This window comes from Curtobacterium pusillum (assembly GCF_013359865.1).
GTDB lineage: Bacteria > Actinomycetota > Actinomycetes > Actinomycetales > Microbacteriaceae > Curtobacterium > Curtobacterium pusillum.
Map to the genome: position 1 here is coordinate 213,924 of NZ_JABMCE010000084.1, position 19,027 is coordinate 232,950.

General features: G+C 69.3%; 16 protein-coding genes, 1 tRNA gene and 1 pseudogene. 7 read left to right on the forward strand and 11 right to left on the reverse strand.

Annotated features, from left to right (window positions below):
• Positions 1 to 97: 97 nt before the first annotated feature.
• Positions 98 to 3,463 carry an IPT/TIG domain-containing protein gene (locus HP507_RS14475; RefSeq protein ID WP_175352491.1) on the forward strand — a complete coding sequence of 1,122 codons (3,366 nt, stop codon included), beginning with the start codon at positions 98 to 100 and terminating at the stop codon, positions 3,461 to 3,463.
• A gap of 215 nt (positions 3,464 to 3,678) precedes the next feature.
• Positions 3,679 to 4,749, forward strand: a complete 1,071-nt coding sequence (locus tag HP507_RS14480) for an NAD(P)-dependent alcohol dehydrogenase (RefSeq protein WP_175352492.1) — start codon at positions 3,679 to 3,681, stop codon at positions 4,747 to 4,749.
• Here the strand turns inward: HP507_RS14480 and HP507_RS14485 are convergent.
• Both HP507_RS14485 and HP507_RS14490 read right to left on the reverse strand, forming a co-directional pair.
• A complete protein-coding gene (locus HP507_RS14485) occupies positions 4,712 to 5,698 on the reverse strand; it encodes an alcohol dehydrogenase catalytic domain-containing protein (RefSeq protein ID WP_175352493.1) in 987 nt (328 codons plus the stop codon). The two genes, HP507_RS14480 and HP507_RS14485, sit on opposite strands and share 38 nt — an antisense overlap.
• Before the next feature lie 72 nt (positions 5,699 to 5,770).
• Positions 5,771 to 5,860, reverse strand: a tRNA-Ser gene (locus tag HP507_RS14490).
• 142 nt (positions 5,861 to 6,002) lie between these two features.
• Between HP507_RS14490 and HP507_RS14495 the strand changes: the two genes are divergently transcribed.
• A complete protein-coding gene (locus HP507_RS14495) occupies positions 6,003 to 6,980 on the forward strand; it encodes an SGNH/GDSL hydrolase family protein (RefSeq protein ID WP_175352494.1) in 978 nt (325 codons plus the stop codon).
• Between the two features lie 10 nt (positions 6,981 to 6,990).
• Entirely contained in the window at positions 6,991 to 8,352 is a 1,362-nt protein-coding gene (gene radA, locus HP507_RS14500) for a DNA repair protein RadA (RefSeq protein WP_175352495.1), read from the forward strand.
• A gap of 80 nt (positions 8,353 to 8,432) precedes the next feature.
• Here the strand turns inward: radA and HP507_RS14505 are convergent, their stop codons facing one another.
• Complete coding sequence (locus HP507_RS14505) at positions 8,433 to 8,816, reverse strand: SseB family protein (protein ID WP_175352496.1); 384 nt, start codon at positions 8,814 to 8,816, stop codon at positions 8,433 to 8,435.
• A 305-nt stretch (positions 8,817 to 9,121) separates the two neighbouring features.
• Here HP507_RS14505 and cspE point away from each other — a divergent pair, with 305 nt between their 5' ends.
• Positions 9,122 to 9,331 (forward strand): transcription antiterminator/RNA stability regulator CspE, encoded by a 210-nt coding sequence (gene cspE / locus HP507_RS14510; protein ID WP_175352497.1) that lies wholly within the window; start codon positions 9,122 to 9,124, stop codon positions 9,329 to 9,331.
• Positions 9,332 to 9,420: 89 nt separating this feature from the next.
• Here the strand turns inward: cspE and HP507_RS14515 are convergent, their stop codons facing one another.
• Positions 9,421 to 10,110, reverse strand: a complete 690-nt coding sequence (locus HP507_RS14515) for a hypothetical protein (protein ID WP_175352498.1) — start codon at positions 10,108 to 10,110, stop codon at positions 9,421 to 9,423.
• Between the two features lie 64 nt (positions 10,111 to 10,174).
• Positions 10,175 to 10,717 carry an amino-acid N-acetyltransferase gene (locus tag HP507_RS14520; RefSeq protein WP_175352499.1) on the reverse strand — a complete coding sequence of 181 codons (543 nt, stop codon included), beginning with the start codon at positions 10,715 to 10,717 and terminating at the stop codon, positions 10,175 to 10,177.
• Between the two features lie 132 nt (positions 10,718 to 10,849).
• Between HP507_RS14520 and HP507_RS14525 the strand changes: the two are divergent.
• A pseudogene (locus HP507_RS14525) lies at positions 10,850 to 11,296 on the forward strand (SRPBCC family protein); the annotation flags it as partial.
• A 295-nt stretch (positions 11,297 to 11,591) separates the two neighbouring features.
• Here HP507_RS14525 and HP507_RS14530 read toward each other — a convergent pair.
• A complete protein-coding gene (locus tag HP507_RS14530; RefSeq protein WP_175352500.1) occupies positions 11,592 to 14,108 on the reverse strand; it encodes an ATP-dependent Clp protease ATP-binding subunit in 2,517 nt (838 codons plus the stop codon).
• Between the two features lie 143 nt (positions 14,109 to 14,251).
• Here HP507_RS14530 and HP507_RS14535 point away from each other — a divergent pair, with 143 nt between their 5' ends.
• Positions 14,252 to 15,184 (forward strand): NAD(+)/NADH kinase, encoded by a 933-nt coding sequence (locus tag HP507_RS14535; protein WP_175352501.1) that lies wholly within the window; start codon positions 14,252 to 14,254, stop codon positions 15,182 to 15,184.
• Positions 15,185 to 15,327: 143 nt separating this feature from the next.
• Here the strand turns inward: HP507_RS14535 and HP507_RS14540 are convergent, their stop codons facing one another.
• The 5 genes from HP507_RS14540 to lysS form a co-directional block, all read right to left on the reverse strand.
• Positions 15,328 to 16,395: a sigma-70 family RNA polymerase sigma factor gene (locus tag HP507_RS14540; RefSeq protein ID WP_175352502.1), complete on the reverse strand. Its 1,068-nt coding sequence runs from the start codon at positions 16,393 to 16,395 to the stop codon at positions 15,328 to 15,330.
• A 343-nt stretch (positions 16,396 to 16,738) separates the two neighbouring features.
• Positions 16,739 to 16,912 carry a hypothetical protein gene (locus HP507_RS14545; RefSeq protein ID WP_175352503.1) on the reverse strand — a complete coding sequence of 58 codons (174 nt, stop codon included), beginning with the start codon at positions 16,910 to 16,912 and terminating at the stop codon, positions 16,739 to 16,741.
• 63 nt (positions 16,913 to 16,975) lie between these two features.
• Positions 16,976 to 17,182, reverse strand: a complete 207-nt coding sequence (locus HP507_RS14550) for a hypothetical protein (RefSeq protein WP_175352504.1) — start codon at positions 17,180 to 17,182, stop codon at positions 16,976 to 16,978.
• 58 nt (positions 17,183 to 17,240) lie between these two features.
• Positions 17,241 to 17,444, reverse strand: coding sequence for a hypothetical protein (locus tag HP507_RS14555; RefSeq protein ID WP_175352505.1), 204 nt, complete (start codon positions 17,442 to 17,444; stop codon positions 17,241 to 17,243).
• Between the two features lie 29 nt (positions 17,445 to 17,473).
• Positions 17,474 to 18,979 carry a lysine--tRNA ligase gene (lysS, locus tag HP507_RS14560; protein WP_175352506.1) on the reverse strand — a complete coding sequence of 502 codons (1,506 nt, stop codon included), beginning with the start codon at positions 18,977 to 18,979 and terminating at the stop codon, positions 17,474 to 17,476.
• Positions 18,980 to 19,027 lie beyond the last annotated feature (48 nt).

The following is a 19,027-nucleotide window of genomic DNA, read 5'->3' on the forward strand; positions in this document are numbered from 1 at the left end:
TTACGCTCAGCAGCACAGCACTCCAGCTGTAGGCGGTTTCACCAACTGCCGAACGCGGTCTCACCAACCGCAGGATCAGGATCAGGAGCGAAGCCACATGAGGCTCGGAGTACTCGCGCGCGCCCGGAAAGACCCAGCGGCGCCGACACCAACCCGTTGGAACGGCAGGACACAGGGCATCGCGGTCATCACCGCAGCGCTCCTGGGAGCCGGCGGCAGCGTCCTCGCAGCCGCACCGGCCACAGCGGCACCTGCCGCATCGACCAGTGTGGGCCGCTTCCTCAGCGGATCCGCGCTCGGCATCGACCTCGACGACATCCTCACCGTGACCCCCGCGGACGCGGTCAACACCGGTGGCGCGACGGTCACGGACATGCACCCGCTGGACGTCACCGCGCTCAACGCCGTCAACGTGAACATCGGCGACGGGCTGAACCTCCTCGGCGACAACGGCATCCTCACGTTGGGTGCGGCGAACCAGTACGCGCAGGCGAACCCGGACGGCAGCTCCCTGGCGGCGTCCGGCGCGGTCACGAACACCGGCGGCATCGGCGTCGGCGGCCAGGACGGCGTCCCACAGGCCAACGCCAGACTCGACCTGTCCGGCCTGATCGGCTCCGACGCCGCGGGAGCACTCGCCGACCTGCAGGTCGAGGTCGGCGCGGTGTCGGCGACGGCTGCGCAGGCGGCAGGTCCGGACGGGGCGCAGACCGGTGACTACGGCATCGAAGGGCTCGACATGACCCTGACGAGCCCGGCGCTCGGCGACACGGTCACGGGACTCCGCACCACACTGAACGGACTGCAGCCGACCGTCGACAACCTGCAGACCCTGCTCCAGGTCCTCGGCCCGTTGGTGGAGGTGTCCGGGATCCCGAACCTGACGAGCGTGCTCGACTCGGCGACGAACGTCACGAGCGCCGACGGATCGATCACCGCGAACCTGCAGACCGGTGCGATCACGATCGACGTCGCGGCGGTGCTCACCAACGCGGGCCTCGACCTCAACGACCTGCCGGCGAACACCCAGCTGCTGCCGTACATCACGGACGCGCTCACGACGCAGCTCCTGCCCGCGATCACTGCTGCGCTCCAGGGCGTCGTGTCACAACTCACCACGTCACTGCAGAACCTCACGGTCACACTCGCCGGGCTACCGGTGGACGCCGGGGAGGTCCTGCCGATCGTCAACCCGGTCCTCGAGCAGGTCGTCGCTCCGATCAACGACGTGATCGACGGACTCGGTTCGACCGTCATCACGCCACTCGCTGACGCGCTGACCGACGTCGTCTCGCTGCAGGGCAACGTGCAGGAGACGAGCGCAGGTGTCTTCACGCAACGGGCGCTCCGCGTCGGCCTGCTGCCCAACGCCGAGACACCGGCTGCGGTGGTCAACCTGGCGTCGGCCTCGGTCGGGCCGAACGCCGGCCCGCTCGCGGCACCGACCGCGACCGCGCTGACTCCCGACAACGGGCCGGCCTCGGGCGGCACGACGGTGACCGTGACCGGTACCGGGTTCACCGACGACTCGACCGTCTCGGTCGACGGTTCCGACCCCATCACACCCGACAGCGTCTCCGACGACGGCACCTCGCTGACGTTCACCACCCCGGCCCACGCAACCGGTGACGTGGACGTCACGGTCACGACCGCCGCGGGCACCTCGGATCCGCTGACCTACACGTACACCCCCGCTCCGGCGGAGGCACCGACGGCGACCGCCCTGGACCCGGACAACGGTCCGACCGGTGGCGGCACGACGGTCACCGTGACGGGCACCGGGTTCACGGACGACGCCACCGTGTCGGTCGACGGTTCCGACCCCATCACTCCGGACAGCATCTCCGAGGACGGCACGGAGCTCACCTTCACCACCCCTGCGCACGTGGCCGGTGACGTGGACGTGACGGTGACCACCGGGGCGGGTACCTCGGAGCCCCTGTCCTTCACGTACAACCCTGCTCCCGCCGGAGCTCCGACGCTCGAAGCTCTGGACCCCGACAACGGGCCGGCGTCCGGCGGCACGACGGTCACGGTGACCGGTACCGGCTTCACCGACCAGTCGACCGTCTCGGTCGACGGTTCCGACCCGATCACACCGGACAGCGTGTCGGAGGACGGCACGACGCTGACGTTCACCACGCCCGCGCACGCCGCCGGCGAGGTCCCGGTGACCGTCACGAACGGCGACGCCACCTCGGCACCGCTGACCTACACCTACGACGCCGCGGTGCCGACGGTCACGGCGATCGACCCGGACAACGGTCCGGCCGAGGGCGGCACGACGGTGACCCTGACCGGTACGGGCTTCACGGACGACGCCACGGTGTCGGTCGACGGGTCGGACCCGATCACGCCCGACAGTGTTTCCGACGACGGCACGACGCTCACCTTCACCACACCGCCGCACACTGCTGGCGACGTGGACGTGACGGTGACCACGGGCGCCGGTTCGTCCGATCCGGTGACCTTCACGTACGACGAGCCGGCCGCAGGAGCACCGACCCTCGAGTCCCTGGACCCCGACAACGGGCCGGCCGCGGGTGGCACGACGGTGACCGTCACGGGAACCGGGTTCACCGACGACTCGACCGTCTCGGTCGACGGTTCCGACCCCATCGCACCGGACAGCGTGTCCGAGGACGGCACGACGTTGACGTTCACCACGCCCGCGCACGCCGCCGGCGAGGTCCCAGTGACCGTCACGAACGGCGACGTCACCTCGGCACCGCTGGCGTTCAGGTACGACGCCGCACCCGCCGGGGTGCCCACGCTGACCGCGCTCGACCCCGACAACGGGCCGGCCGCGGGCGGCACGACGGTGACCGTGACCGGTACCGGGTTCACCGACGACTCGACGGTGTCGGTCGACGGTTCGGACCCGATCACGCCGGACAGCGTCTCTGCGGACGGGATGTCCCTCACGTTCACGACGCCCGCGCATGCTGCGGGCGCGGTCACGGTCACGGTGACGACGGCAGGCGGCACCTCGGATCCGCTGACGTACACGTACAACAGCGTTGCGGCTCCGGAGCCCCCGGTCATCACGTCGCCGGAGGACGGCGGCACAGTCACGACCGGCACCCCGCAGATCTCCGGGACCGGTGAGCCCGGTGCGACCGTCACGATCCGCATCGGTGACACGATCGTGTGCACGGCGGTGGTCGCGCCGAACGGCACGTGGACCTGCACGCCGCTAGTCGCGCTGGGCGATGGCACCTACACGATCACGGCGACGCAGGCCGGCGACGGCGGCGAGTCGGACCTGTCCGACCCGGTGACCTTCACCGTCGCGCTGGCGACCGCTGCAGTCAACGGCAACGGCAACGGCTACGGGTCAGGGACGGACCGCGCGCTCGCCTACACCGGTTCGGACACTGCGCCGATGATCGCGATCGCACTGCTGCTCCTGCTCGGAGGCGCCGGCCTGACGGTCGTGCGTCGTCGCCACCGCCGCGGTTGACGATCCACATCCGCTGACGCACCACGGCTGCGGGTGACGCAGGAAGAGCGCCCGTCGGGATCCGTCCCGACGGGCGCTCTTCCTGCCGCCGTCCCTTCTTCCGAGACAGAACCAGAACGATCCGGCCGGCTTCCGCACGGGCAGACTGGCTGAGAAGAGGCGAATGGGTGACGGCCAGTGGCGGCCGTTGCTCGCCCGATCCAAGGAGGAGCACGATGAAGGCACTGCGTTACGTCGAGGTCGGGAAAGCCCCGGTCGTCGTCGACATCCCGATCCCCACTCCCGGGCCCGGCCAGGTGTTGGTCAAGGTCACAGCCGCCGGGGTGTGCCACTCGGACGACTACGTGATGGGTCTGCCCGAGAAGGACTACCTCGAGCAGCAGTACCCGCTCCCCCTCACCCTCGGCCACGAGGGGGTCGGTGTGGTGCACGAGCTCGGCGAGGGCGCGGCCACCGCGTTGAAGGTCGGTGACGCGGTCGCCGTCTACGGGCCCTGGGGCTGCGGCTACTGCCACAACTGCTCCCAGGGCCGCGAGAACTACTGCACCAACGCGGTCGAGCTCGGCATCCGACCGCCGGGCCTCGGCAGCCAGGGGTCGATGGCCGAGTACATGCTCGTCGACGACCCCCGCCACCTCGTTCCCCTCGGCGACCTCGACCCGGTCCAGAACGTCGCGCTCACCGACGCCGGCCTCACCCCGTACCACGCGATCAAGCAGAGCCTGCCGAAACTCGGCGCCGGCACCTACGCCGTCGTCATCGGCACCGGCGGTCTCGGGCACGTCGGCATCCAGATCCTGAAGGCCGTTTCGGGTGCAACGGTCATCGCTCTCGACGTGAACGAGGAGAAGTTGGCACTCGCCAAGGAGGTGGGCGCTGACATCACGATCATCAGCGACAGCGACGCTGCCGCGAAGATCATGGATGCCACGCACGGCCTCGGCGCCAACGCAGTGTTCGACTTCGTCGGGGCGAAACCCACCATTCCCCTCGCCCTCTCCGTCGCCGCGATCGAAGCCGACGTGACGATCGTCGGCATCGGCGGAGGCACCGCGGAGTTCGGCTTCGGAAGCATCAACTACGACGCGGCCGTCCGCATCCCCTACTGGGGATACCGCAACGAACTCATCGAAGTCCTCGACCTCGCCCGCGCCGGAAAGGTCGGTGTCGAGATCCAGCGGTATTCACTCGACGAGAGCCCCAAGGCCTACGCCGACCTGAAGGAAGGCACCATCCGCGGCCGAGCAGTCATCGTCCCCGAGAGCACCGAACGGTCGGGCCGCTGACCCTCAGCAACGTCTTCCCGCCGCCCCGACCAGCATGTTCGAGGGCTGTGGTGATGTCGCACAGCGGGACAGTGGACGCGATGTCTGTGTGGAGGACGCCGCCGCGGATGAGGGCGAAGGCCCGGTCGAACCGTCGCCGGAGCAGCGTGGGGTCGCCGTCGTGGACGAGTGCTCGCAGGTGCAGGAAACGCAGCGCCACGCGTGGGCGAAGCCGGGTCGTGTCGATCGGCTCGCCGGAGAGGAGCCCGTAGCTGACGAGGAGTCTCACGCGGGCCAGGGTCTCCATGACCACGGCGGCGTGATCGCCGCCGACCGCGTCGAACACGACCTGCGCATCAGCGGCCGCCGACCCGAGCCGAAGCCGCCAGTCCTCGGCATCGGACCGGACGATCGCGGACCACAGCTCCGGTCGGCGCACCCGGCTCCGGCTGCTGCGCACGACCCCGACAGCAGGTGTTCCGACCTCGGCGAGCAGTGCCGCGAAGTGATCGGCGATCGTCGAGGAAGCGGCCGTCACGACGACTGGCCGACGGTCCGTGACGAACTGCTCGACGGCGGTGATCGCGGTCAGTGGATTGACGAAGGACGTCGCCGCCTGATCGAGTGGAATGTCCGCAGGCACCGCGATGCAGTCGCCGACGGCGACGTCCCGGACGCTGGACCACGACCCGGCGCTCCGGACGGGCACGACACGGGATCCGAGCCGCAGGCCGGCATCTCCATCTGCCTCGACGACCTCGCCGACCCCTTCGAAGCCCGGGCGGAACGGGAACACCGTGCGCGAGTACGTGCCAGCGATCGTGATCAGGTCCGAGGGGTTGATCGGTGCCGCCAGCATCCGCAGGCGGACCGACCCGGGTGCCCGGGGAGGGAGCAGCACCGGTTCGACCCGGGTGACGAGGTGCGCGGCACCCGGTCGGGTCGCGACCGCTGCCAAGGCCGTTTCCATCACCACATCCTGCAGTACGACAGCGTCGCCCCCGGCGATGAAGAAAACCCCCGCTGACGCGGGGGTTTTCCGTGGCGGTACCGGTGGGATTTGAACCCACGGTGGAGTTGCCCCCACACATGTTTTCGAGACATGATCCTTCGGCCGCTCGGACACGGTACCGGGAAGGAGTTTACACGATCCGGGAGGCGCGACACACCACCGCCCCTCGGCTCGCCCTCCACAGGGGGCCGGTCGAGAACGCTCATCCACGGCTCAGCAGCGCGTGACCTCACACCGAAGGAGTCCGCGTACCCTCCACCGCATGAGATCCCGCACCCTCATCGCTCTGCTCTCGTCGGTCCTCGGCGGGTTGGCGGTCCTCGGCGGCGCCGCGTTCGGCGCGCGGGCGGGCGTCCGCGGTCAACGCGCCGCTGCCCGGCGGGTCGTCGACCTGCTCCCCGTCCACGCGGACTGGTGGCGGGAGCGCCTGCAGCACGAGGGGCAGATCACCTACCTCGCGATCGGCGATTCGGCGGCGCAGGGCGTCGGTGCGACGGAACCGCACCGCGGCTACGTGGGGCTGCTCGCGCGGCGGATCAGGCACCGCTCCCGCACGTCGGTGCGGGTCGTGAACCTCAGCGTCTCCGGCTCGACGACGTGGGGTGCTCGGAAGGACCAACTCCCGAAGCTGCGGAACTACTCGCCCGACATCTGCACGGTGTCGATCGGGGCGAACGACATCGCCGACTTCCACCCGGACAAGTTCGAGCGGAACATCCGTGAGATCTACGGCGCGGTTCCGTCGCACGCGATCGTGGCCGAGCTCCCGTGCATGTTCGTGCCGGATCGGGAACGCAAGGTCGCGGTGGCGAACGAGATCGTGCACCGGGTGGCGGACGAGTTCGGTCTGACGGTGGCGCCGCTGCACACGATCACGAAGCGGGTCGGGCTGCGCAGGACGTTCTTCAACAGCTACGGGGACCTGTTCCACCCGAACGACCGCGGCTACGAGATCTGGGCGAGCGCCTTCGAGCCGGCGGTCGACGCCCGGGTGGACGTCGTCGCGGCGATCCGGCACTACCTCTCCGCGCGTGAGGCCGAGGACCTCGGGGCGGGTGCGGCAGCGGTGGCGACGGCGCGTGCCGAGCAGGACACCGAGGGCGCTGAGGCGCTGGAGCACGCCGACCGACCGGGTCGCATGGACCGCCTGCGACAGCGCATGACCGGCTCCGTCACGCTCCCTGACCCGCCCACCGACGAGCCGGGTGCCCGCAGGGGCGATGTCGGCGGCACGGCCTAACCTGACGGTCATGGCGCGCGCTCAGTCCCTCTTCCGCTGCACGGAGTGCGGCTGGACCAGCATCAAGTGGGTCGGGCGCTGCGGCGAGTGCCAGTCGTGGGGCACCGTGGAAGACTCGTCGGCCGCGACGGCCAGTGCGCGGGGCACGACGGCGGTCGCCGTCGCGGGCAACCGCGTGGCGCGTCCCATCACCGAAGCGCGCGGGACGTCGGTCCAGCGCTGGCAGACCGGCATCGGCGAGTTCGACCGGGTCCTCGGTGGCGGTGTCGTCCCGGGCGCCGCGGTCCTGCTGTCCGGCGAGCCCGGTGTCGGCAAGTCGACGCTCCTGCTCGAGGTCGCGTCGCGTGCGGCCGCGTCCGGCAAGCGGGTCCTCTACGTCAGTGCCGAGGAATCGGTCGACCAGGTCCGGCTCCGTGCCGAGCGCACCGGGGCGATGCACGACGACCTCTACCTGGCGAGCGAGGTCGACCTCGGCGTCATCCTCGGTCAGATCGACAAGGTGCGACCGGACCTCCTGATCGCGGATTCCGTGCAGACGATCTCGTCGAGTTCGGTCGACGGCATCGCGGGTGGCACGTCCCAGGTGCGCGAGGTCGCGTCGACGCTCATCCGTGTCGCGAAGGACCGCGCGCTCCCCGTGCTCATCGTGGGCCACGTGACGAAGGACGGCACCATCGCCGGCCCTCGGCTGCTCGAGCACCTCGTCGACGTCGTGTGTCACTTCGAGGGGGATCGTCAGACCGCGCTCCGGTTCGTCCGGGCGTTGAAGAACCGCTTCGGTCCCACCGACGAGGTCGGGTGCTTCGACATGGCCGGGGACGGCATCCACGAGGTCCCGGACCCCAGTGGTCTGTTCATGTCGAAGAACGGCGCACCGGTGTCGGGCACGTGCGTGACCGTCGCGCTCGAGGGGCGTCGGGCGCTCCCGGTCGAGGTGCAGGCCCTCGTCGTGCCGAGTTCGGCGCCACAGCCCCGCCGCGTGGTGAACGGCGTCGACGCGTCCCGCGTGGCGATGCTCCTCGCCGTGCTCGAGCGCCGAGCCGGCCTGAAGCTGTCCGACGCCGATGTCTACGTCTCCACGGTCGGTGGCATGAAGCTCACCGAACCGGGTGCGGACCTCGCGATCGCCCTGGCGCTGGCGAGCGCCGCACGGGACCGTCCGTACCCGCACACGCTCGCCGCCGTGGGTGAGATCAGCCTCGCCGGCGAGATCCGCCCGACCACGGGCACGAAGCAGCGCGCGACCGAGGCAGCACGGCTGGGGTTCACGACCGTGCTCGGGGCGGACGCGCAGCACCTCCGCGAAGCGCTCCGGGTCGCGTTCTCCCTGGCTGCCAGCGAGCGGGAACGGGAGCTCGACCGCGCGTTCTGATCCGGGCCGCGCGCGAACCACGCACGCGAGTCATGCGCGCGAACCGCGCGGGAGAACCGCGAGTGGCGCCAGGCGCGGCATCAGGCGCGCAGTGCGGCGAGCAGATCCTCGGGCGTGGCCTGCATCGTGTGCGGGCCGGCGATGTCGAAGAACACACCCTCGAGCGAGTCGAGGTGCGCCGCGAGGAACTCCTCGAGCCTCGGACCGTCGTAGACCATGACCTGCCGGATCTTCTCGTCCGGCACCATCGCGGTGTACGCATCGGCCGACGAGAACAGCAGCAGGATGCGCTTGTCCGAGCCCTCGCGCCCGAACACCCGCACCTGCATGTCCCTCTTGCCGGTGACGAGCCGCGGGACGATCACGATGTCGTTGCGGAGCGCGAACGCCACCGCGGCGACGTCCTGCTTCGCGAGGGCTTCCTCGAGCTGTTCGCTCCGGAAACGCTGTTCCTTGTCTGCCATCACCGCCTAGTCCACCAGATTCATGGCCGTTCGGCGACTTCGGCTCTTCCCTTGTCGCCGAGAGGCGCTAGATTGGTACCAACCGCTTCGGCGGGAGTCCATCGTTCTTCCGGTGCCCAGCACCTCGAGCGCCATCGGTCACTGGCCTTCCCCGGCCGCCTGGCCCCGAACCCGTTCCGCCGGTCCATGCCCGCGGGACGCATCGATCTGACGACATCCGTTGGTGGATCGGCGGCAGCGAATGCCGCTTCGCAAGGCAGTCGACAGCAGATGTCGACTGGCAAGAAAGTAAGGAAACGCCTCTCATGGCTTCAACTGGGACCGTCAAGTGGTTCAACAACGAAAAGGGCTTCGGCTTCATCGCGCCGGACGACGGCAGCGCTGACGTCTTCGCCCACTTCTCCGCGATCGCCGGCAACGGCTACAAGTCGCTCGAGGAGAACCAGAAGGTGGAGTTCGACATCACCGAGGGCCGCAAGGGCCCGCAGGCGGAGAACATCACCGTCATCGGCTGATCTCCTTCAGCTCGAACGGGCCCGTCGTCCTCTGGACGGCGGGCCCGTTCTGCATCTCGGGTACACGACGAGCGAGCGCTGCTCGGTGGCTACTCGAGGATGAACTGCACCGAGTCCTTCGCCTCGATGTTCCCCACCGCCACCTGGAGGTGGTAGCTCGCTCCCCCACCGGTCACCGACGGCCGTGACGAGTCGCACGTGGACGTCGACGAACGTGTCCGGTCCCATGCGATCGCGGGCGTGGTCAGGGTCTGACCGGCCTTGATCGTGACGTCCTGGTTGGTGCCGCCGGTCTGGCAGTCCTTCGACGACCAGTACTGCTCCTCGCCGGAGCTGATGGTGAGCACCTGCTGCGACGACCCGAGGTCCATGTGGCACGAGTTCGACCCCGTGTTCTTGATCGACATCGCGATCTTCGGGTCTTCGGTGGGTCCGTACGAGGTCTTGTCGACGACGGGGGTGAGCTGGATCTGGTCCTTCGAGCACGTGGAACCGTCCGCAGCCGCAGCAGAGGACGATGACGCGGACGCGGACGGTGTCACCCGAGCAGGATCGGACGCAGACGCGCCGGACCCGCCGGATCCGCCGGACGCACGGGTCGCACCGGACGACGACGCGGACGCCGCAGCCCCGGGTTCCGCCGACGTCGCCCCGCCCCGCCCGACGACGATCAGCACCACGACGATCACGATGAGCAGGAGCACCCCGACCACCGTGGCGCGACGACGCCAGTAGACGCCCGGCTTCTCGGGCCCGACGGGGTGACGGAACGACGACATGCGCACAGGGTAGACAACGCTCCGGGCCGAGCGGGGCAACCCCGCCGAGCAGGACCCGAAAGCGTCAGAGGATCTTCAGCATGCGGGTGTTGCCGAGCGTGTTCGGCTTGACACGGGCGAGGTCGAGGAACTCCGCGACCCCTTCGTCCGACGACCGCACGAGTTCGGCGTAGACCTCGGGCGACACGACGCTCTCGCCGATCTCGAGGTACCCGTGCTTCGTGAAGAAGTCGACCTCGAACGTGAGGCAGAAGATCCGCGCGACGCCGAGCTCCCGCGCGTCGTGCTCCAGCGCCTCGAGCATCCGGTGGCCGACGCGCTTGTGGATCCAGTCGGCGTCGAGTGCGAGGGTACGGACCTCGGCGATGTCGTCCCAGAAGACGGCGAGGGCGCCGCAGCCGATCGGGAACCCGTCGGGCCCCTCGGCGATCCGGAACTGCTGGATCGAGCCGTAGAGCGCGACGTTCTCCTTGCCGAGCAGGATCCGGCGGTCGACGTACGGCGAGATGAGCCGCTGGATGTGGGGGACGTCGGATGCGAGCGCGGGACGCACGAGGATGCCGTGCTCGTCCCGTTCGTGGAACGCGTGCTTCCCGTGCTCAGTCATCTCCTCCACCCTAGTGCGACCGGGGGACGGTGCCCTGGGTGGCGTCCAGGCGCATCCGCCTACCGTCCGGAGGGCACGGAGCACGGCAGGTGCACACGATGCACGAAGCACGAGACGACAAGGAGGAGCAGCATGCCCCAGATCATCGAGACCGTCGACGTCACCGTTCCCGTCCGACAGGCCTACGACCAGTGGACCCGGTTCGAGGAGTTCCCCCTCTTCCTCGACGAGGTCGAGAAGATCGTCCAGGTCGACGACACCACCACCGACTGGACCGTGAAGGTCGCCGGTCAGGAGCGCGAGTTCCGGGCCGTCATCACCGAGCAGCACCCGGACGAGCGCGTCGCCTGGACGGTCAAGGACGGCGAGACCGAGCACGCGGGTGTCGTGACGTTCCACAAGCTCTCGGAGACCGAGACGCGCGTCACCGCGCAGATCGACTGGGCACCGTCGGGCATCCTCGAGAAGCTCGGTTCGGCGGTCGGCGTCGGTGGCCACGCCGTGAAGAAGGACCTGCAGAACTACAAGGAGCGGGTCGAGGCGGCCCCGACCGACGCCGGCTGGCGCGGTGAGGTGCAGGACGGGCAGCCGGTGACGCAGACGCCGAACACACCGGACACGACCCACGGCACGGGCTCGGGACGCCACGCGCAGCAGGGCTCCCTGGCGGATCTCAACGACGAGACAGCGGGCCACGCGTTCGACCAGACCAACGGCATGGCCGACGGTCTCGCCGGCGATTCCGACGGCACCGCCGACAGCGACGCGACGAGCGTCGCGGAGCGCGACGACCGCCTGTAGACGCACGAACACGACGAACGGGAGGCGCGGTGCCAGCTGGCACCGCGCCTCCCGTTCGTTCTCCGGCTGGGTCCTAGGACTCGATCTCGCCCTGCGGAGCATCCGCGGAATCGACCGCCGCGGCACCGGCGAGGACCTCCTCGCGACCCGGCTGACGCCCGGTCTCGAACTGGAACGCGCCGTCCGCGAAGTCGACCTTCACGTGATCGCCGGCGTTGAGCTCACCCTGCAGGATGTGCTCGGACAGCTGGTCCTCGACCTCGTGCTGCATCGCGCGGCGGAGCGGGCGCGCACCGAGCGCCGGGTCGAACCCGACCTTGATGAGCTGCTCCTTGGCGGCGAGCGTCAGCTCCACCGTCATGTCGCGGTCGAGCAGGCGGTCCGACAGACGCTTCACGAACAGGTCCACGATCTGCAGCAGCTCCGGCTGCGACAGCTGCGGGAACACGATCGTGTCGTCGACGCGGTTGAGGAACTCGGGCTTGAAGTGCTTCTTGAGCTCCTCGTTCACCTTCGCGCGCATGCGGTCGTAGCCGACACCGGAGTCACCCTCGACCTGGAAGCCCACCGGGCCACCGGCGATGCCCTGCGAACCGAGGTTCGTGGTCATGATGATGACGGTGTTCTTGAAGTCGACGACGCGGCCCTGACCGTCGGTCAGGCGACCCTCTTCGAGGACCTGCAGCAGCGAGTTGAAGATGTCCGGGTGAGCCTTCTCGATCTCGTCGAAGAGGACCACGGAGAACGGCTTGCGGCGCACCTTCTCGGTGAGCTGGCCGCCCTCCTCGAACCCGACGAACCCGGGAGGGGCACCGAAGAGTCGCGAGACCGTGTGCTTCTCACCGAACTCCGACATGTCGAGGGAGATCAGTGCGCCCTCGTCGTCGAACAGGAACTCCGCGAGCGCCTTGGCGAGCTCGGTCTTCCCGACGCCCGTGGGGCCGGCGAAGATGAACGAGCCCGAGGGGCGGTTCGGGTCCTTCAGTCCGGCGCGGGTGCGGCGGATGGTCTTCGAGAGGGCCGAGATGGCCTCTTCCTGACCGATGACGCGCTCGTGCAGGGCCTTCTCCATGAAGACGAGACGCGAGGTCTCCTCTTCCGTGAGCTTGAACACCGGGATGCCCGTGGCCTGCGCCAGGACCTCGGCGATGATGCCCTCGTCGACGGTGCCGGACGCGGCGACGTCACCGGCACGCCACTGCTTCTCGAGACGGAGACGCTCGCCGAGGAGCTTCTTCTCCTCGTCGCGGAGCGATGCGGCCTTCTCGAAGTCCTGCTCCTCGATCGCGGCTTCCTTCGACCCGCGGACCGTCGAGATCTTCTCGTCGAACTCGCGGAGCTCCGGCGGCGCCGACAGGATCGACAGACGCAGGCGAGCGCCGGCCTCGTCGATCAGGTCGATGGCCTTGTCCGGCAGGAAGCGGTCCTGCACGTAGCGGTCCGCGAGGTTCGCCGCGGCGACGATCGCACCGTCGGTGATGGACACCTTGTGGAACGCCTCGTACTTGTCGCGGAGGCCCTTGAGGATGTTGATCGCGTGCGGCAGCGACGGCTCGTTGACCTGCACCGGCTGGAAGCGACGCTCGAGTGCGGCGTCCTTCTCGAAGTGCTTGCGGTACTCGTCGAGCGTGGTGGCGCCGATGGTCTGGAGCTCACCACGGGCGAGGAGCGGCTTGAGGATCGACGCGGCGTCGATCGCGCCCTCGGCAGCACCCGCACCGACGAGCGTGTGGATCTCGTCGATGAAGACGATGATGTCGCCGCGGGTCCGGATCTCCTTCGTGACCTTCTTGAGGCGCTCCTCGAAGTCACCGCGGTAGCGGGACCCGGCGATGAGCGACCCGAGGTCGAGCGAGTAGAGCTGCTTGTCCTTCAGCGTCTCGGGGACGTCGCCCTTGACGATCGCCTGGGCGAGGCCCTCGACGACCGCGGTCTTGCCGACGCCGGGCTCACCGATCAGGACGGGGTTGTTCTTGGAGCGACGGGAGAGGATCTGCATGACCCGCTCCATCTCCTTCTCGCGCCCGATGACCGGGTCGAGCTTGGCGTCGCGCGCGGCCTGGGTGAGGTTCCGACCGAACTGGTCGAGGACCTGCGAACCCTGCTGGGCGTTCTGCTGCGTCTCGCCGCCGACGGCGACGGCTTCCTTGCCCTGGTAGCCGGACAGGAGCTGGATGACCTGCTGGCGGACGCGGTTGAGGTCGGCGCCGAGCTTGACGAGCACCTGGGCGGCGACGCCCTCGCCCTCGCGGATGAGGCCGAGGAGGATGTGCTCGATGCCGATGTAGTTGTGGCCGAGCTGCAGCGCCTCGCGCAGGGACAGCTCGAGCACCTTCTTGGCGCGCGGCGTGAACGGGATGTGCCCGGTCGGCTGCTGCTGGCCCTGCCCGATGATGTCCTGGACCTGCTCGCGGACGGCATCGAGCGAGATGCCGAGCGACTCCAGCGCCTTCGCGGCGACGCCCTCGCCCTCGTGGATGAGGCCGAGGAGGATGTGCTCGGTGCCGATGTAGTTGTGGTTGAGCATCTTCGCTTCTTCTTGAGCGAGGACGACAACACGACGGGCTCGGTCGGTGAATCTCTCGAACATGTGCTCTCCCTTGCCGGGCTCGTGGAAGTCCGGTGACGTACATCGAGAGTAACCAGCGCTCCCCCGGTGGTCTGCCCCTGTTCGCCGTGGGCGTGACCCCGTTGCGCCGGGGGGATCCCGGGTGCGACGGGTACGATCCGTGCATGGAGCAGCCCGTCGTCGGCCTCGTCGTCCACCCGACCAAGAACGTCCAGGAGTCCGTGGACACCCTGGGTCGCTGGAACGCGTCCGGCCGCGGCGAGCTCATCGCCCGGCGTGCCGATGCGCAACGGCTCGGGAGCACGATCGACGTCGTCGCCGAGGACGAGTTCACCGAGCGGGTCGACCTCGTCGTGGCGCTCGGCGGGGACGGCACGATGCTCGGCGCGATGCGGCTCGTGGCCAGGCGCCCCGTGCCGGTGCTCGGTGTCAACTACGGCAACGTCGGGTTCCTCGTCGAGATCGAGCCGCCCGAGCTCGAGTCCGCCCTCGAACGGCTGTCCGCCGGCGACTACCAGCTCGAACCGCACCACGCACTCGAGGCGCGGCTGTTCTGGAGCGGGGCACGGACGGACTACCTCGCGTTCAACGACCTGACGATCGTGCGACGGCCCGGCGCCGGCCAGGTGTCGGCGGACCTCAGCGTCGGCGGGCTCGGGTACGGGTACTACCGCGCGGACGCCATCGTCGCCGCGACCCCGGCCGGGTCCACGGCGTACAACTACGCCGCCGGCGGCCCGGTGCTCTCCCCCGCGCTGTCCGGCTCCGTGGTGACGCCGGTCGCGCCGATGGCGGGGATCGACCGCTCCGTGGTGCTCGCCGCGCGCGAGCGCTACCGGTTCGACATCGCGGAGGGGACCCGGAGCGCCGCACTCGAGGTCGACGGACTCGTCGTCGGCGAGGTGGCCACGGGCGCACAGCTCGACGTCCGCCTGCGGAAGGACGCCGGCAGCGTGGTGCGCCTCGACGCCGAGCGGCACGGACGGACTGGCCGGGTGAAGCTCAGCCTGCTCGACCTGCCGGTGCGCCCGGACCAGCTCATCGAGCTCATCCCGCAGGACCTCAGGCAGCGGCTCGGGCGCGAGGTGGAGGAGTGAGAGGAACGCGAGGAGTGAGACGTGAATGGCCCGCCCAGGCAGATGCCTGAGCGGGCCTTCCCATCACCCCACCGGACCGCCTTCCCACAGGACGGCCCGGTTCCCCGTGCCGACGCTCACGCGTCGGCCGAAGCCCGCTGACCTCAGTCGGTCAGGTACAGCTGCATGTCCTGCGAGACCGCCTTGGCGAAGAGGCGGAGCTTGGCGCGGGACTCCACACGGCTGACCGCCTGGCGGGTCGTGTGGACGATCTTCGAGATCTCGTCGAGGGTCATCGGCTTGTCGTCGTCGAGGCCGTAGCGCATGCGGATCACGTTCGCCTCGTCGCTCGGGAGCTCGGCGACGATGGAACGGATGTCGCGGTGCAGCAGCGTCGTCTCGGTGAGCTCGTTCGGGGACGCGGCGTCCTCGTCCTCGATGAAGTCGCCGAGCTCGCTGTCGTCCGAGTCGCCGACGACCGTGTGGATCGACACCGGCTCGTGCGAGCGGCCCTTCAGGTCGACGAGTTCCTCGACGCTCATGCTGAGCTCCGCCGCGACCTCGTCGGGCATCGGCGCGCGGCCGAGGTCGACGGTGAGGTCGCGCTCGGTGCGGGAGATCTTGTTGATCAGCTCGACCGTGTGCACGGGGATGCGGATCGTGCGGGCCTTGTCGGCCAGACCGCGGGAGATCGCCTGGCGGATCCACCAGGTGGCGTACGTGGAGAACTTGTAGCCCTGGGTGAAGTCGAACTTCTCGACCGCACGGACCAGGCCGAGGTTGCCTTCCTGGATGACGTCCATGAACGGTAGCCCGCGCTGCGAGTAGCGCTTGGCGATGCTCACGACGAGGCGCAGGTTCGAGGTGATCATGCGCTCCTTGGCTCGCTCGCCGTCGCGGACGAGCCAGCGGAGTTCGCGCTGCAGGGTCTTCGGGAGGCCCTTCTCGGTGTTGAGCTTCTCTTCCGCGAAGAGTCCCACCTCGATGCGACGGGCGATCTCGGCCTCTTCCTCGGCGGTGAGGAGCGAGAGCCGGCCGATGTGCCGGAGGTAGTCGCCGACCTGGTCGACCGAGGCGCCGCGGACACCCGCGAGCTGCTCGTCGGCTTCGACCTCGGTGTCGAGCGTGGTGGTCTCGACCGCGACCGGGGTCTTCACGGCTGCGGCCTTCCTGGTGCGGCGCGCGGTGGTGCCAGTGGTCGTCGTCTTCGGTGCTGCGGTTGCGATCGTCATGGTGACTCTCCCTGCGTTCGACGGTGATGGCCTCGTTTGGGGGGTGTGATGAGTAAAGCGGTCGCGAGGTGTACCCCACAAACCGATCGGATCGATTCCCAGGCTTCTCCGTGCTTCGTCATCAGAACCGTCCCCCACGGGGTACAGCCCATCATCAGTCTGGTCCCCCAACTGGCCGGGGTTCAAGGGGATGACGTGATGTTTCCGCCGTTGCGTCGGTGTTTCTTGCTCGTTTCCGACGATGTACCCCGGTTCCTCGCGCCGAGTGGACACGAAAAAGGGGTACGTCGATCCGGATCGTTGCGATCCGGTCGTCGTACCCCGAAAACCGAACGGATGGGGGTCACCAGGAGGGTTCGAGCCACCCCTCGCGACGCTTGGAGACCTCGAGATCGGCGTCGCGGTCGAACTCGTCGTACTCGCTCTCGATGTCGCCGACGAGGCTGCGGCCGGTGAAGACGCGGCCGCGGACAGCGGAGACCGCGTGCCGGCCGGTGAAGAACTGCGTGATGGACATGCGGACGATGTTCACCCCGTGACGCGACCTCCGGGTGAACGTCCGGTGACGGGGTCCGGACGCTCAGACGTCGATGTCGTCCTCGTCGCCGTCCGGCCACACGGCGTCGTCGCGTGCGGGATCTGCGACGGCGGGGTGCCCGAAAGCGTCCTCGGGGTCGAGGTCCGCGAGGTCGGCCGACGCGAGGGCGCCAGCGGAGCCGGGGTCGTCAGCGGAGCCGGGCGCGTCAGGCGAGCCGACGGCGTCTGCGGGTTCCGGGGTCGCGCACATGCACCGCAGGCTCGCACCGTGCGGTGAACGCACGGTGAAGCGCGGCGGATGGGTGGGACTACTCGGCGGACGCCGGTGCGGGCGCGGCCACGCCGTGTTCACGCTCGAAGCGGGCGCGCTCCTCCGCCTCGACCCGGGCGTAGGCAGCGCGCTCGGTGCGGTCGGCCCGCATGATGGCACGCATCACGAACCAGAAGATGAGGCCGACGACGACGGTCGGCGTCAGGGCGAAGATGATCCCGGTCACGACTCCATGCGGCACCGGAGCATCGTACCCCGCCCGGCAGGGAGCTACTTCACCAGCGGGAAGAGGATCGTCTCGCGGATACCGAGCCCGGTGATCGCCATGAGCAGGCGGTCGATGCCCATGCCCATGCCACCCGAGGGCGGCATCGCGTGCTCGAGCGCCCGCAGGAACTCCTCGTCGACGCGCATCGCCTCCGGGTCGCCCCCGGCCGCGAGCCGCGCCTGGTCGACGAACCGCTCGCGCTGCACGACCGGGTCGACGAGCTCGGAGTACGCCGTCGCGAGTTCGAAGCCACGGACGTAGAGGTCCCACTTCTCGACGATGCCCGGGCGCGTGCGGTGTTCGCGGGTCAGCGGTGAGGTGTCGACCGGGAAGTTCATCACGAACGTCGGGCGGTCGAGCGAGTCGATGACGAAGTGCTCCCAGAGCTCCTCGACGTACTTGCCGTGGGTGGCGTGCGAGACCTCGACACCCTGGGACGCGGCGAGCGCCTGCAGTTCCGCCAACGGCGTCGAGGGCGTGATCTCCCGACCGGCCGCCTCGGACAAGGAGCCGTACATGTCGATGCGCGGCCACTCGCCGCCGAGGTCGTACGTGGTGCCGTCGGCCAGGGTGACCTCGAGCGCGCCGCCCGTCACCGCGCGGGCGGCGTTCTGGACGAGTTCCTGCGTGAGGTCGGCCATCTGCTCGTAGTTCCCGTACGCCTGGTACGCCTCGAGCATGGCGAACTCGGGCGAGTGGGTGGAGTCGGCGCCCTCGTTGCGGAAGTTCCGGTTCACCTCGAACACGCGGTCGATGCCGCCGACGACGGCGCGCTTGAGGAAGAGCTCCGGCGCGATGCGGAGGTACAGCTCGGTGTCGAACGCGTTCGAGTGCGTCACGAACGGCCGTGCCGAGGCGCCGCCGTGCTGGGTCTGCAGCATCGGGGTCTCGACCTCGAGGTAGTCGTGCGACGCGAACGTCTGTCGCAGCGAGGCCATCACGGCGGCACGGGCACGGACCGTCGCGCGGGCGTCCTCGCGCACGATGAGGTCGAGGTAGCGCTGGCGGACCCGCGTCTCCTCGTTGAGCTCGTTGTGGAGGTTCGGCAGTGGCAGGATCGCCTTCGCCGCGATCGCCCAGTCGTCGACCATGATCGACAGCTCGCCGCGCCGCGAGGAGATCACCCGCCCGTGCACGAACACGTGGTCGCCGAGGTCGACGAACTCCTTCCAGCGCGCCAGCGACTCCTCGCCCACCTCGGCGAGGGAGACCATCGCCTGGATGCGGGAGCCGTCGCCGGACTGCAGCGAGGCGAAGCAGAGCTTGCCGGTGTTGCGCGAGAACACGATGCGGCCGGCGACGCCGACCACGTCCTGCGTCTCCTCGCCCGTTTCCAGGTGCTCGTACTGCGAACGCACCGCCGGGATCGTGGTGGTGATCGGCAGCTCGGCCGGGTACGCCTCGATCCCCGACTCCAGGAGCTTCGCCCGCTTGTCGAGCCGGACCTGTCGCTGCTCGCTGGTCTCCTCGGCGGACAGGGCGTCTGCGGCGGCGGTCTCTTCGCTCATTGCTGGTGCGGCTCCGATGGGGTCGTGGGGGTCCCCGAAATCGTACAG

Coding starts and splice junctions, on each gene's coding strand:
- HP507_RS14545 (WP_175352503.1), bottom strand. CDS start 16,912: ATGTCCATCACGCAGTTCTTCACCGGCCGGCACGCGGTCTCCGCTGTC.
- HP507_RS14520 (WP_175352499.1), bottom strand. CDS start 10,717: ATGACTGAGCACGGGAAGCACGCGTTCCACGAACGGGACGAGCACGGC.
- HP507_RS14485 (WP_175352493.1), bottom strand. CDS start 5,698: ATGGAAACGGCCTTGGCAGCGGTCGCGACCCGACCGGGTGCCGCGCAC.
- cspE (WP_175352497.1), top strand. CDS start 9,122: ATGGCTTCAACTGGGACCGTCAAGTGGTTCAACAACGAAAAGGGCTTC.
- HP507_RS14535 (WP_175352501.1), top strand. CDS start 14,252: ATGGAGCAGCCCGTCGTCGGCCTCGTCGTCCACCCGACCAAGAACGTC.
- HP507_RS14530 (WP_175352500.1), bottom strand. CDS start 14,108: ATGTTCGAGAGATTCACCGACCGAGCCCGTCGTGTTGTCGTCCTCGCT.
- radA (WP_175352495.1), top strand. CDS start 6,991: ATGGCGCGCGCTCAGTCCCTCTTCCGCTGCACGGAGTGCGGCTGGACC.
- HP507_RS14550 (WP_175352504.1), bottom strand. CDS start 17,182: ATGTGCGCGACCCCGGAACCCGCAGACGCCGTCGGCTCGCCTGACGCG.
- lysS (WP_175352506.1), bottom strand. CDS start 18,979: ATGAGCGAAGAGACCGCCGCCGCAGACGCCCTGTCCGCCGAGGAGACC.
- HP507_RS14475 (WP_175352491.1), top strand. CDS start 98: ATGAGGCTCGGAGTACTCGCGCGCGCCCGGAAAGACCCAGCGGCGCCG.
- HP507_RS14480 (WP_175352492.1), top strand. CDS start 3,679: ATGAAGGCACTGCGTTACGTCGAGGTCGGGAAAGCCCCGGTCGTCGTC.
- HP507_RS14540 (WP_175352502.1), bottom strand. CDS start 16,395: ATGACGATCGCAACCGCAGCACCGAAGACGACGACCACTGGCACCACC.
- HP507_RS14495 (WP_175352494.1), top strand. CDS start 6,003: ATGAGATCCCGCACCCTCATCGCTCTGCTCTCGTCGGTCCTCGGCGGG.
- HP507_RS14505 (WP_175352496.1), bottom strand. CDS start 8,816: ATGGCAGACAAGGAACAGCGTTTCCGGAGCGAACAGCTCGAGGAAGCC.
- HP507_RS14515 (WP_175352498.1), bottom strand. CDS start 10,110: ATGTCGTCGTTCCGTCACCCCGTCGGGCCCGAGAAGCCGGGCGTCTAC.